14 protein-coding genes are annotated in these 13,426 nt (G+C 58.4%); 5 read left to right on the top strand and 9 right to left on the bottom strand.

The genetic code is table 11. From position 1 onward, the window contains the following. The 9 genes from EPN96_11480 to EPN96_11520 form a co-directional block, all read right to left on the bottom strand. On the bottom strand, window positions 1-78 hold a 78-nt coding region (locus EPN96_11480; GenBank protein ID TAL15848.1), incomplete at its 3' end, for an IS1595 family transposase. Window positions 79-97: 19 nt separating this feature from the next. Next, on the bottom strand, window positions 98-1,042 hold the full coding sequence (locus EPN96_11485; GenBank protein TAL15835.1) for a hypothetical protein: 945 nt from the start codon (window positions 1,040-1,042) through the stop codon (window positions 98-100). A gap of 8 nt (window positions 1,043-1,050) precedes the next feature. After that, entirely contained in the window at window positions 1,051-2,313 is a 1,263-nt protein-coding gene (locus tag EPN96_11490) for a phenylacetate--CoA ligase family protein (protein ID TAL15836.1), read from the bottom strand. A 10-nt stretch (window positions 2,314-2,323) separates the two neighbouring features. Continuing rightward, window positions 2,324-3,118 (bottom strand): ABC transporter ATP-binding protein, encoded by a 795-nt coding sequence (locus EPN96_11495; GenBank protein TAL15837.1) that lies wholly within the window; start codon window positions 3,116-3,118, stop codon window positions 2,324-2,326. A gap of 105 nt (window positions 3,119-3,223) precedes the next feature. Beyond that, the gene (locus tag EPN96_11500; protein ID TAL15838.1) at window positions 3,224-4,390 is read right to left on the bottom strand and encodes an ABC transporter substrate-binding protein; all 1,167 of its coding nucleotides are present in this window, start codon (window positions 4,388-4,390) and stop codon (window positions 3,224-3,226) included. 87 nt (window positions 4,391-4,477) lie between these two features. After that, a complete protein-coding gene (locus EPN96_11505) occupies window positions 4,478-5,539 on the bottom strand; it encodes a branched-chain amino acid ABC transporter permease (GenBank protein TAL15839.1) in 1,062 nt (353 codons plus the stop codon). Window positions 5,540-5,542: 3 nt separating this feature from the next. Next, a complete protein-coding gene (locus tag EPN96_11510; GenBank protein TAL15840.1) occupies window positions 5,543-6,559 on the bottom strand; it encodes a branched-chain amino acid ABC transporter permease in 1,017 nt (338 codons plus the stop codon). A gap of 13 nt (window positions 6,560-6,572) precedes the next feature. Beyond that, window positions 6,573-8,498: a long-chain fatty acid--CoA ligase gene (locus tag EPN96_11515; protein ID TAL15841.1), complete on the bottom strand. Its 1,926-nt coding sequence runs from the start codon at window positions 8,496-8,498 to the stop codon at window positions 6,573-6,575. 12 nt (window positions 8,499-8,510) lie between these two features. Then, a complete protein-coding gene (locus EPN96_11520; protein ID TAL15842.1) occupies window positions 8,511-9,305 on the bottom strand; it encodes an ABC transporter ATP-binding protein in 795 nt (264 codons plus the stop codon). 710 nt (window positions 9,306-10,015) lie between these two features. Between EPN96_11520 and EPN96_11525 the strand changes: the two genes are divergently transcribed. The 5 genes from EPN96_11525 to EPN96_11545 are packed head-to-tail and all read left to right on the top strand — an operon-like array spanning window position 10,016 to window position 13,059. Further along, entirely contained in the window at window positions 10,016-10,228 is a 213-nt protein-coding gene (locus EPN96_11525; protein TAL15843.1) for a ferredoxin family protein, read from the top strand. Between the two features lie 10 nt (window positions 10,229-10,238). After that, on the top strand, window positions 10,239-11,297 hold the full coding sequence (gene vorB / locus EPN96_11530) for a 3-methyl-2-oxobutanoate dehydrogenase subunit VorB (GenBank protein TAL15844.1): 1,059 nt from the start codon (window positions 10,239-10,241) through the stop codon (window positions 11,295-11,297). A gap of 14 nt (window positions 11,298-11,311) precedes the next feature. Then, on the top strand, window positions 11,312-12,070 hold the full coding sequence (locus EPN96_11535; protein TAL15845.1) for a 2-oxoglutarate oxidoreductase: 759 nt from the start codon (window positions 11,312-11,314) through the stop codon (window positions 12,068-12,070). A gap of 3 nt (window positions 12,071-12,073) precedes the next feature. After that, window positions 12,074-12,616 carry a 2-oxoacid:ferredoxin oxidoreductase subunit gamma gene (locus EPN96_11540; protein TAL15846.1) on the top strand — a complete coding sequence of 181 codons (543 nt, stop codon included), beginning with the start codon at window positions 12,074-12,076 and terminating at the stop codon, window positions 12,614-12,616. Between the two features lie 5 nt (window positions 12,617-12,621). Further along, on the top strand, window positions 12,622-13,059 hold the full coding sequence (locus EPN96_11545) for an acetolactate synthase (GenBank protein TAL15847.1): 438 nt from the start codon (window positions 12,622-12,624) through the stop codon (window positions 13,057-13,059). The last annotated feature ends 367 nt before the right edge of the window (window positions 13,060-13,426 follow it).

Here is a 13,426-nt window from a genome sequence, read left to right on the forward strand (position 1 = left end):
TGTCCTTGCTGTAGTCCCGGCTACAAAGTGCTCGATCAACCGCTCTTGCTTGCCCCAGCTTAGCCTGCTCTTTCTCATGAACCAATCCTAGATATTTTTAGTTATCTAGGACAGCCCCTTTTCTTAAGCATCCAGCCGGAGAACATCCAGTCGGCTGGTGGCCACTTTTTCCTTTGGAATCGTTTGCTTCCAGCGTTGGCTCCTCAGCATAGGTTCCGAGAACGCATTTTTGTTCAATCACCTGATTGACGACTTTTTCCCAAAGCTTTTTAACCACTCCTGCATTTCCACGCGTCTGGATATTCAACCCGTAGCCTTGCTTCTGTTTGTTAGCGATTATCCCATTAAGCTCAATCACCGGCCTTTGAAATCCTTTGGAGCAATTTTCTTTTCTCTGGGCTGGGAAGAAGCTGAACATTCCATCCTGAGGTTTCTCAAGAGTTGCCCCGAAATACAGCCGAAAGTTCTCGCCTTCTTTAGGAGCCGTTAGCAGGGTAAGCGTAGCGGCCTTGAATGACTTAGGCAAGCTCTGGAAAACATTGAGATTGTTTCCCGTAATTTCAACTGAATTTTTTACTACAAAAACGGTGTCGAGGATAAAAAAACCTCCCATATTTGATCCAAACAGGATAACGCTCCCATTTGCAAGATTGTGTAATGAATTCCAGCTTCCGCGCTGCTGGGACCATTGCATGCAATTTGAATAAAGGAAAGGGCCACCGAACACAAAAGGATCGGTGTTTTGCACTTCATCTGGTCGTGAAGAAACGTAATAGGGGAAATGAAAGCAGTTTGGTAAGCCATTCTGAGGGGTGCTACTCGAAATAGGCGTTACTCCAGAAGGCGGTTCCCACTCTCCCCAAAAGCACAGTTCTTCGGTTTCCTTTTTGACGCCTTCCAATTTTTCGATGTAGCTACCGGGGCTGACGAGAAACTTACGTTTATGCGATCCTGTGTTCCAACCAATTTGCTTTTCCCCCTTCCTCGGGCGAGACTCACCACCGGGGTGAAGGAATTGCACAAAGCAAAGTTTCTCTTTCATCGCTCTCTCTACTCCCACACCCTTTTGTCTTCGAGGACCTTTCCGTCGCTTGGCAAAGTTCCGGGCGGGACGAATTTTACCGTTCCTCCAATCCTCAGAATGTCGCGGATTTTCTTTTCCAGCGCCTTGTCTACTCCACCTTCAACGTTCGCCGCTTCGATCAATATTTCGAGGATGTCTTTGTTGTCGGCGCGGGTGACGACGGCGCGGTATTTGGCGAACTGGGGGAAGTCGGCCAGCGCCTTCTGGACCTGCCCGGGGTGTACGAACTGGCCCTTCACCTTCACGAGCTGGTCGGCCCTGCCGAGCCAGCCGCGCAGCTTGGGGCTCTTTCGCCCGCAGGGGCACGCCGAGGCGTCGATCACGGAAAGGTCGCCGGTGCCGAAGCGGATCAGCGGGTAGGCTTCGTTGAAGAGGGTGACGACGACTTCGCCGATCTCTCCGTCCGCCATCGGCTTTCCGGTCGTCGGGTCAACGATTTCGACCCAGGCGCGCGAAGTCAGGTGCATCCCGCCCCGGTGGTAGCACTCGTAGGCGAGGCAGCCGCAGTCGGCGGTGCCGTAGCCCTGTCTGCAGACGAGGCCGAACATGTCCTCCACGGCGTTTCTGAGCGAATCCGGCAGGGGCTCGGCGGTGGAGAAGGCGGCGCGCAGGGCGAGGTCCTTCCGGGGGTCGAGGCCTAGCTCGATCGCCTTTTGCCCTATCTGGAGGAGGAAGGAGGCCATCCCCACGTAGCCGGAGACGCAGTAGGTCTTGAGAATATCGACCTGCGCCTCGCGCTCGCCGATGCCGGTGGGTATCACCGCGCAGCCGAGCCTGCCGAGCGAGTCGTCGAACATTATCCCCGCCGGGGTCATGTGGTAGGAGAAGGTGTTGATGGCTATGTCGCCCTGCCGAAAGCCGGTGGCGAAGAGCGCTTCCTCCCACCCCCACCCCTCGTCGATTCCCTGCGGGTCGCTTATCGGGCCGGGCGAGCGGAAGATGCGCCGTATCCGGTTCACGGGAACGGCGAGAAGGCCGCCGAAGGGGGGATTCTCGGCCTGCATCCGCACCAGCTCCGCCTTAGGTGTTACGGGCACGAGTGCGAGGTCGTCGAGCGATTTGATGTCGCCGGGCTTTATCCCCGTCCTGGCGAAAAGCGCCTTCACCGCCGGAGCGTTTGCATAGGCGTGGGCGATAACCTTCTTTACCTCGCCCTCGAAAAAAGCCCTTCTGGCTTCGGGCGAAAGCCCCTCGGTTTCGGGAGAGAAAAGTCCGGAAGTGCGGTCCATCAGCTAATCCTTATGATAACCAGCGCTTGCGCCGCTTGTAGTGTTTCGCGTTTTTGAAGGAGCGCTTCGTTCCGCTCTCGCCGATGCCGAGGTAGAACTCCTTCACGTCCTGATTTTCCCGCAGCTTTTCGCAGGGGCCGTCGAGCACCACCTTGCCGTTCTCCATTATGTAGCCGAAGGAGGCGACCTGGAGGGCGAGGTTGGCGTTCTGCTCAACCAGAAGGATGGTGGCCTTCTCCTCCTCGTTTATCTTGCAGATTATCGAGAAAATCTCCTTCACGAGGAGGGGCGCGAGGCCGAGGCTGGGCTCGTCGAGGAGAAGGAGGCTTGGCCGGGCCATCAGCGCCCTGCCTATGGCCAGCATCTGCTGCTCGCCGCCGGAGAGGTAGCCCGCGAGAGACTTTCTGCGCTCGCGGAGGCGCGGGAAGTAGTCGAAGACCAGTTCGAGGTCGCGCTTCACGCCCGCCCTGTCGCTTCTGGTGTACGCGCCGCAGCGCAGGTTCTCTACGATGTCGAGGTCCTCGAAGACGCGGCGGCCCTCCATGACCTGAAAGATGCCCTTGCGGACGATCTTCTCGGGGGGAATGCCGTTGATCACCTCGCCCTTGAACTCTATCGTTCCCTCGGTAACCTCGCCCTCCTCGCCCTTTAGAAGGCCGCTGATCGCCTTCAGGGTGGTGGATTTGCCCGCGCCGTTAGCGCCGAGGAGGGTGGTTATCTTTCCCTCCTCGCAGGAAAGGGAAAGCCCCTTGAGGACGAGGATGACGTCGTTGTAGACGACTTCTATGTTGTTTACCTTCAGCATTACCTGTTTTCTCCAAAAGCCCGGTTGCCTTTTCCAGTAAGCCCTCTAAGGAAGGCTTACTGGAAAAGAGGGGGAGCCCGGAGGCTCCCCCGGAGGCGATTTTTATTACAGGCCCAGCCAGTCGGCGCGTCTTTCAAGCTCGACGGACGCGACCTTCTTGAGCTGACCGCTCTTGAAGGTGAATATCTTGACGGACATGTTGGGACGGTGGTCGGTGGCGGTGAAGGTCACCGGCGCGGTGAGGCCGCCGGTGTCGAAATTCTTGAGGGTTTCGAGGGCTTCCTTGATCCCTTCGCCGCTGAGCTTCCCGGCCTTGTCGGCGATCTTGAGCGCCTCGGTCATGACCATCATGGAGACCCAGCCGCGGATGTAGTGGATGGTCTGGGGGACGCCCTTGGTCACTTCCTTGATTGCCTTCATGCCGGGCGCGTCGTCCTCGTAGGCGGAATTGGCGTGAAGGCCCCAGACGCCCTCCTCCGCGCCTTCGGCGCGCTTGGGAAGGGATTCGTCGTTGCCCCAGATGTTGATGATGAACTGGGTCTTGAGGCCGTTTTGCTTCGCGCCCTTGAGGATGACGGAGGTGGAGGCCGTGGTGCCGCCTATCCAGACGAAATCGGGAGCGCCGTTTTTAAGGCTCAGTATCTGGGTGGTGGCTTCCTGGGCGTTGAGGGCGACGTTTTCGTCGGTCAGTATCTCGAAACCGATCTCTTCGGCGTAGGCCTTGGCTCCCTTGATCGGGGCGATGCCGTAGGGGTGGTTGGGGTAGACGAAAGCCACCCTGGGCTTGCGGCTCTCCTTCCAGTTGTCCTTGGCGTACTTGAGAGCGCCGCGAAGCTGGGTGGTGTAATCCGCCGCGATAAAGAAGTTGTAGGGCGCGTCGGCGGGGTTGGTCAGGTTGGCGGAGTAGGAGGCGGAGAGGTCGGGAATCTTGTCTACGTTGACCTGGTCCTTGAGCGCTTCGGTATCCGCCGTTCCCCACCCCTGCAGGGCGATGATGCCGTCGGCGACGAGGCTGCGGTACAGGGTGACGGCGGTCTTCTTGTCGTAGGCGTAGTCGCGGGTGAGCACTTCGATCTTCTTGCCGTTCACGCCGCCCTTGGAGTTGATGTAATCTGCGTAGGCGCGCACGCCTTCGGCGTAGCTGGTGCCGACGTCGGAGGTCGGGCCGGTGAGGGCGGCGAGGTGGCCGATCTTGATTACGTCGGCGGCCGCCGCGAAGGTTGAGATACCCAGAATCGCGACAGCGGAAAATAAAGACAGTATCTTTTTCATTTCCTTCTCCGTTATGAAAAGTTTCCAGATTAAAAGAAAGTAAATAGCCCTCCCTCGAAGGCCGAATAAAGAAACCGCGAACCCTTCTCAGTAGCTGAAGGGGAAAAGTTTCCAGTACGCCTTGATCTGTCTCCACCGGTGAGCCATGCCGTCCGGCTCGAAAATCAGAAAGAGTATCACCACGAGGCCGAAGACCCCCTCGTTGATGCTGAGAATAAGCGCCGAAACCGAAGGGTAGGAGGAGGCGAGGGCGTTCGAGAGCAGCGTCAGGGAAAGAGGGAAGAGAGTCATGAAGATCGCCCCGAAGATCGACCCGATTACGCTGCCCATGCCGCCGATGATTATCATCGCCAGATATTCGATGGAGAGCTTTATGGTGAACTCTTCGGCCATGACGGTTCCGTAAGACAAAAGCCCCATCAGGCAGCCCGCTATCCCGACGAAAAAGGAGCTGATGGCGAAGGAGAGAAGCCGGTACTTGAAGAGGTTTATCCCCATTATCTCCGCCGAGAGGTAATGGTCGCGCACCGCAACGAAGGCCCTGCCGTCGCGGCTTCTAAAGAGGTTGGAGGCGTAGAGCACGGTGAGTATCGCCACTATGACGATGATGTAGTAAATGGACACGTCGGAACTGACCTTGTTGCCGAAGAGCATGACCGGGGGAAACTTCGCGCCGTAGGCCCCGCCGGTTACCTTTTCCAGGCTGGGGAGCAAAAAGGCGTATTCGATGATGAACTGCGCGGCCAGGGTGGCTATGGCGAGGTAGAGCCCCTTGAGCCTGAGGCTCGGTATGCCGAAGATCATGCCCACGAAGGCGGTTGTAACCCCGGCCATAGGCATGGCGAGCCAGAAGGAGACCCCCCAGGCGCGCATGAAGTACGCGCAGGAAAAGGCCCCGACTCCCAGAAAGGCTCCCTGCCCAAGCGAAATCTGGCCGGTGAAGCCGGTGACTATGTTCAGGCCGACGGCTCCGACCACCGCGACGCCGACAAGGCTGGTGTAGTAGATAATTTGCCCGAACTTGAAGAGGGGCAGAAACAAAAGCAGAAGGACGAGACCGTAGACCCAGAACCGGATGAAATTGGTCTGGAGAAAACGCATGTCCTGCGCGTAGGTCTCTTTGAAATCGCCGCAATGGTTGACACTCATCTGCTAGACCCGCTCTATTTCTTCGGTGCCGAAAAGTCCGTACGGCTTTATCATCAGAATTATCACCAGAAATACGAAAGGGGCGACTTCCTTTATCCCCTGAAGGCCGAAGAGCTTGGAGACGACGCCGTCGCTCAGGTTTTCGAGGACGCCTATCACTATTCCGCCTATCGCCGCCCCGAGCACCGAATCCAGCCCGCCCAGAATCACCGCCGGGAAGACCTTGAGCCCCATATAGCCCAGGTCCACGCTCACGGCGGTTATGTTCGCCAAAAGTATCCCGCCTATGAAGGAGACCACGGCGGAGATGCACCAGGAGAGGGCGAAGATGTTCTTCACGCTTATCCCCATCGAGAGGGCCACCTGATTGGAGAAGGCGGTGGCGCGCATCGCTATCCCGGCCTTGGAGTATTTGAAGAAGAGGCCGAAGAGGCAAAGGAGGGTGATGGAAAGCGAAAACCCCCAGATGTACTCGTAGGGCAGGTTGAGCCCCGCCACCGAAACGGTCTTGTCAGGAAAGAGCTTCGGGGAGAAGTACTGCGGGTCGGTCCCCCAGATGGCCGTGGCGATACTCCGAAGGACGTAGGAGAGGCCGATGGTGGCCATGATGATGGAGATAATCGGCTCGCCGATCATCGGCCGCAGAATCAGCCTTTCCACCACCATCGCGAGCACGATTGCGAAGACGAGAGAGAGGATTATCGCCCAGACCCACGGAATCGAGGTCGTGGAGGTGAGGTTGCTCAGAATGCCGAAGCAGGAGTAGGCCCCTATCATCAGGAACTGCCCCTGGGCGAAGTTCACGACGCTGGTGGCCTTGTAGATTATGGCGAACCCGAGGGCCACGAGAGCGTAAATCGAGCCGAAGGAGATGCCGCTTATGAAGAGCTGGAGGATAAGCGTCCCCGAGATGCCCTTCGAGCGGGCGGTCTCGGAAAGCGACAGAAACGCCAGGACGGCTATCGTAATGACCGCAAAAGCAGCCCAGCCGAAGATCCTTGAACGCAAAAACTCTTTCATCGTTCCTCTTTGCTCATGCCTCAAGCGCGCGAACCGCTATGTCGGTCCGAAGGCGCGAGGTTTTGCCGTCCTGATACTTTATCAGGGTGTCGATGTGGATCGTCTCTTCTCCGCCGTACCCGGCGTTTATGATATCGGCGTACTTTTCGTCGATGAAACCCCTGCGCACCTTCCGGGTGCGGGTCAGTTCGTCGTCGTCGGCGTCAAGCTCCTTGTACAGGAGGAGGAATTTCTTGATCCTCTGCGAAGGCTTGAGGGTCTCGTTGACCTTTTCGACCTCGCGCTCGATGAAATCGTAGACTTCCTTCTTGCCCGCGAGATCGGTGTAGGTCGTATAGCCTATGCGGTTGTCTTCCGCCCATTTTCCGACGATCCCGTAGTCGATGCAGATCATCGCCATTATGTAATCGCGGCCGTTGCCGATGCAGACGGTTTCCTTTATGTAGGGGCTGAACTTAAGTTTGTTCTCGATGAACTGGGGGCTGAACCGCTCCTGGCTCGCCAGGGTCATAATGTCCTTCATGCGGTCGATGATGATGAGGTGGCCCCTCTCGTCGAAGTAGCCCGCGTCGCCCGAGTAGAGCCACCCTTCCAGAATCGTCTCTTCGGTGGCCTGCGGGTTCTTGTAGTAGCCGTGGAAGAGGGCCGGGGACTTTGAGACGACCTCTCCGACGCCCTCCGGGTCGGCGTTGACTATCTTCACCTCGGTCTCGGGTATCGGCATGCCCACCGAGTCGAAGTTTACGTCGCCGTCGCGGTGGATGCAGGAGATGCCGGAGATTTCCGTCTGCCCGTAAATCTGCTTTAAGTTGACGCCGAGGGCGTGAAAGAAGCGGAAGGTGTCGGGGCCGAGCGCCGCGCCACCGGTGGAGGCGGAGCGTATCCGGGAAAAGCCGAGCCTGTCCTTAAGCGCCCGAAAGAGGATTACCCATGCGAACCCGTAGCGCAGCTTCTGGCCGAAGGTCGGGGGGGTTTTACGGAATTTCAGGTCCGCCCACTCGTAGCCGACGGGCAGGAGCCTGTTGTAGACGTAGCGCTTCAGCCAGGAGGCGTCCATTATCTTCACCTGGACGGTCGCCGCGAGGTTCTCCCAGACCCGGGGGGGGCTGAAGATTACGTGGGGGCCTATCTCCCGTATGTTTTCGGTCGCCGTCTCCGGCTCCTCGGGGAAATTGACGGTGAAGCCGAAAAGGAGCGCGCTCGCGACGCACATCATCTGCTCGCCGATCCAGGGCAGGGGCAGGAAGCTGACGAACTGGTCGGTCTCGTACTTGGGATCGACCGCGCCGAGGTTGGCCGCCATGCTGAGCATGTTGCGGTGGGAAAGCACGGCCAGCTTGGGGTTTCCGGTGGTGCCGGAGGTGGTGCAGATCTGCGCCGGGTCGTCGGGGCTTGTTATGTTGACCATCGACTCGTACTGGCCGGGGTTTTGCTTTTCAAACTCCCTGCCGAGCTTTTCCACCTCGGGAAAGAAGATGAGCCGGTCGTCCTCGTACTTCCTCATCCCGCGCGAATCGGTGTAGATAACCTTCGCCACGGTGGGCAGGTCGTCGATCATGTCGAGAACCTTGTCCACCTGCTCCTGATCCTCCGCCACGATGAACCTGGAACCGGCGTGGTTGATGATGTAGGAGACCTCCTTGAGGATGGCGTCCTGATAGATGCCTATGCCTATGGCTCCGGCGCTCTGCGCCGCAAGCTCCGCGAAGAGCCATTCCGGGCGGTTGTCGCCGATAATCGCGATGGTGTCGCTCTTCTTTAGCCCCAGAGAGACCAGGCCGAGGCAGAAATACTTTACGTGGTCGGAATAATCCTGCCAGGTGAAGGACTGCCAGATGCCGAAATCCTTCTCGCGCAGGGCGACCTTGTTTTTGCCGAATTTTTCGGCGTTTCTCTGGAGGAGCTTGGGAAAGGTGTTCGCTTTGTCGCTGAAGGTCATGGGAGCGCCTGCCTATCTTCCGATGTAGATGGAATGCTCGTCGCCAAGGTAGGCGCGGATGACGTCGGGGTGTTTCTGCACTTCCTCGGGAGTGCCCAGTCCGATGCGCATGCCGAAATCGAGGACTACGACGTGATCGGAGATGTCCATGACGACGCCCATGTCGTGCTCGACGAGGACGACGGTGACCCCGCGCTCCTGATTGATGTCGAGGATGTAGCGGACCATGTCCTCCGTCTCTTCGAGGTTCATCCCCGCCATCGGCTCGTCGAGTAGCAGGAGCTTCGGATCGACCGCCAGCGCCCGGGCAAGCTCGACGCGCTTTTGCAGGCCGTAGGCCAGAGTCCCGACCACCTTTTGCCTTATGTGCTCGATTTCGAGAAAGTCGATGATGTCCTCGACGAACTCCCGGTGGCGTATCTCCTCCTTCTTGCAGGGGCCGAGGAAAAGGCCGCCGCGCAGAAAGCCGCACTTGAGATGGATGTGCCGCCCGATGAGGAGGTTGTCCATCACGGTCATTCCCTTGAAGAGGGCGATGTTCTGGAAGGAGCGGGCGATGCCGAGCTTTGCGCGGATGGCAGGGGGCTTTCCCGCAAGCTCCGTCCCCTCGAAGGTTATCGAACCCTTCTGCGGCTTGTAGCGGCCGCTGACGCAGTTGAGCATCGAGGTCTTGCCTGCGCCGTTGGGTCCGATAATGGAGAATATCTCCCCTTTCAGGACTTCAAAGCCAACGTGTGTGAGCGCGTTTATCCCGCCGAAGCTGAGACTGACGCCATCCACTTTTAATTGTACGGGACTCACGCTCATTAAAACTAAAAACTCCTACCGGTCGGGTGGTTGGTAAGGTAATCCAGCACTTCTAACACTGACTTTTTACGCTCGTCAAACATTTTGGCCCAAATTTTTACTGAAAACCTACGGATTGGCGCCATTTGGAACCGCCTCGCCGCCAAAGAAGCATAAGTACCCGCAATTAAAGGCAATATTAAAAAAGCACGGAAAGACGGGGGCTGACGGCATGTTTTGATTAAGGCAAAATTCTATGTGGTGAAGACAAATAAAGCTAACGTCCACGTAAAGTATTTTAGCTTCGCCCTCAGTCCTCGCGGCAGAAATTACCCCGCCGTCAAAAGGCAAACAGCAAAAAAACGATTCACCGCGGGCAGGGGGGCTCCATTCCGCAGGCGGAAACTCCTGAAAAATTCGGGAAAGAACGGTTTTCTCCGTATTTTTTCCTTCGCGGCCGCCTTTAAAATACGCTTTCGCGGCGGGGGAAAGCGGACCGAGGCGAAATCAAAACGCTTGTTATCTCTGGAAAATCGCCGCAGGCAGCAGGGGATTTGGCGGCCCGGCGCATTTTGTTTGACCGCGGATTCTTTATTGGTGAAAATGCAGTTTCGTTTTTTCAAAAATCACAGGGAACGCCCGAACCCGGCCCGGTCGGTTTCAGGGGATTCACAAGGGCTGTCCGTCAGGCCCTTTGGCGGTAATTTGCCGCCCGGAGCGCGAAGAGCAAGATGCCAGCGAAGGGAAAGGTCGAAATCGACAGAGATCAGTGCAAATCCTGCGGGTTTTGCGTTGAATTCTGTCCCAGGGGGGTTCTTCGGATCTCAAAGGAGTACAACGACAAGGGGTATTATCCCGCGGAGCAGTCCGGCGAAGACTGCACCGGCTGCGCCATCTGCGCGCTGGTATGCCCCGAAGCCATCATCGAGGTGTGGCGTGACTAATAAGCTATTGATGAGAGGCAACAACGCGATGGCCGAAGCCGCCGTCCGCGCCGGGTGCCGCTACTATTTCGGATATCCCATTACCCCCCAGAACGACGTGCCGGAGTACATGGCCGAGAGGATGCCGGAGGTAGGAGGCACCTTCATACAGGGCGAGAGCGAGATAGCCTCGATTTACATGGTGCTTGGGGCTTCCGCGGCAGGCGGCAGGGCGATGACCAGTTCGTCGAGCCCCGGAATAAGCCTCAAGCAGGAGGGCCTGAGTTTCCTCGCGGGCCACGAGCTTCCCGCCGTCATAGCAAACGTCGTGCGCGGCGGGCCGGGTCTCGGGAACATCGCGGGCAGCCAGAGCGACTATTTCCAGTGTACGCGCGGCGGCGGCCACGGCGATTACCGGATGATCGTCCTTGCCCCCGGCAACGTGCAGGAGATGGCCGATCTCACTTACCTCTCCTTCGACCTCGCCGACAAGTACCGCACCCCGGTGATGATCATGGCGGACGGCATGATGGGCAACACGATGGAGCCCGTCACCCTCCCCCCCATGATAAAGGTCGAAGACCTGCCGGAGAAGGATTACGCCGTCACCGGCAGGCTGGGCAAGAGAAAGTCCCGGGTGCGCCTCTCCCTGATTCTCGAACCGAAGGATCTGGAGGAGCACAACTGGAAGCTCCAGCGAAAATACAGCCTCATCTCGGCGAACGAAGTCCGCTGGGAAGGCTTTGAGCTCGAAGACGCCGAGATGGTCATAGTCGCCTTCGGTACCGCCGCCCGCATCGCCAAGGGCGCCATCCGGCGCGTAAGGAAGGAGGGGTTGAAGGTCGGCCTCCTCCGCCCGATAACCCTCTGGCCCTTCCCCTCCGCGGCTATTGCCGAAGCGGCCAAGACCGCGAAGGATTTTCTGGTCTTCGAGCTTAACGCGGGGCAGATGATAGAGGACGTAAGGCTGGCCGTCGAAGGCAAGGCCAGCGTCCACTTCTACGGGCGTCCCGGCGGCACCAGCCCGACGCCGAGGGATCTGGCCAAGGTAATCACGAACCGCTATTGCCAGCATTTCAGGCCGATTTGACAGGGGTAAAGACGATGCAGAAGGTTTATTCGCGGCCAAAATACCTCAAGGACGCCGCTTTCCACTATTGCCCCGGCTGCGGCCACTCGATAGTCCACAGGCTGGTGGCCGAAGTCTTCGAGGAGATGGGTATCGGCGAGCGCGCGATAGGCGTCGCTCCCGCCGGTTGCGCCGTCCTCGCCTACAACTACTTCGACTGCGATTTCGTCGAGGGCGCTCACGGGCGCGGAGCCGCCATCGCGACCGGCATAAAGCGCAGGTGGCCCGACGCTGTCGTCTTCAGCTACCAGGGCGACGGCGACCTCGCCGCCATAGGCACCGCCGAAACGATCCACGCCGCGGCGAGGGGCGAGAACATAACTATAATTTTCGTCAACAACGGCATCTACGGGATGACGGGGGGCCAGATGGCTCCCACGACCCTTAGGGGCATGAAGGCCACCACCGCCCCCTTCGGCCGCGAGCCGCGCCGCGAGGGTTACAATCTCGACATAACCCACCTCGTCGCCGAGATAGAGGGCACCGCCTTCGCCGCGAGGGCGCTCATAACCACCCCCAAAGAGATTAAAAAGGCCAAGAAGCTTATCGCCTCGGCTTTCGAGTGCCAGCTTCAGGGAAGGGGCTTTTCCATAGTCGAGCTTGTCAGTGCCTGTCCCACCAACTGGAAGCTCTCCCCCCTGGCTTCGATAAAATTCATAGAAGAAAACATGGCCAAGGCATACCCCCCCGGTGTGCTTGTCGAAAGGCGCCTTCCCGAGGCGGCAAAGGAATAGGATATGGTCATAAAGTCTATATTCGCGGGATTCGGCGGGCAGGGGGTGCTCTCGATGGGCTACACTCTGGCCACCGCCGCAATGGTGGACGGCAAATACGTCACCTATCTCCCGGTTTACGGCGCGGAGATGCGCGGGGGCACGGCCAACTGCACCGTGGCCGTCGGCGACGAGGAGATAGCCTCTCCGGTCGCCTCCGAGCCAGAGATACTTGTCGTCCTCAATCAGCCCTCGCTGGCGAAGTTCGTGAACAAGGTCTCGCCGGGAGGGCTTCTCTTCATCAACTCCTCCCTCGTCGAAAAAGACCCCGGCAGGGAAGATCTCGTTGTCGTCAGGGTGCCCGCGAACGATCTTGCCGAAGAGGTGAAGAACCCCCGCGCGGTGAACCTCGTGATGCTGGGGGCGATAGCCGCCTACAACGGGCTCGTCTCCCGGGAGGCGGCCCACAAGGCGATAGCGATTGTCTTCGAGAAGAAACCGAAGCTGATACCCCCCAGCGTCGCGGCGTTCGACAGGGGCTACGATTTCATAAAGAACAAGGAGTAAGGTCCATGCTGATTACCCAGCTTTCAATCCATCTGGACGACGATCCGGGCCATCTTTGCGCCATGAGCGAGCTTCTGGGCGAGGAGGGGATCAACATAAGGGCCATAAGCGCGATACTGGGCGGGAAATCAAACCTCGTCCACATAGTCGTGGACAGTCCCGCCAAGGCCAGGGAGATTCTCACCGCCAAGGGTTACCGGCTGGAGGAGTCAAAGGTCATAGCCGTCGAGACCCCCGACCACCCGGGCGGCATGACGGCGGTGATGCGCCCCCTTGCCCGCGCGAAGATACATATCCGCTACTTCTACCCGATGATCGGAAGGATTCTGGACAACGCCGTGCTGATTCTCGGCGTGGACAACCTCGAAGGAGCGATAGCGGCCCTCAGGAAGGATTACATCAATATCCTCGAAGCGAGGCCGGGGCTGGGGATAGAGAATTAACTGGATGGAAGTTCCATGAGATTAAAAAAAGCCGCCCGGCTGGGCGGCTTTTCCTGTAATTGGTCTTATTGGCTCGAAGGTATAAGCGTAGGATGGGCTTTCAGCCCATCGTTTTACGCTAGCGGGGCTTTGCCTCGCGCTCCCGGCCACCTTTTGAGCAGTGTAGGGCGGGCTCGGCACGCAACCCCGTCATTCCCGCGCATGCGGGAATCAAGTGACTTTTGTTTGCTTCGCAGGTTTTACAGTAGCGGGGCTTGGCGCGCCCCGCACCCGCGCCCCACTTTTTGTCGAAAAAGTGGGGCAAAACTCGGCCCGGAAGGAGCCGCTCGCTCTACGAGCGACCGGTCGCTACGGCGGGGGCGTGAGG

This window comes from bacterium, from assembly GCA_004322275.1.
Taxonomy (GTDB): Bacteria; Desulfobacterota; Deferrisomatia; order Deferrisomatales; family BM512; genus SCTA01.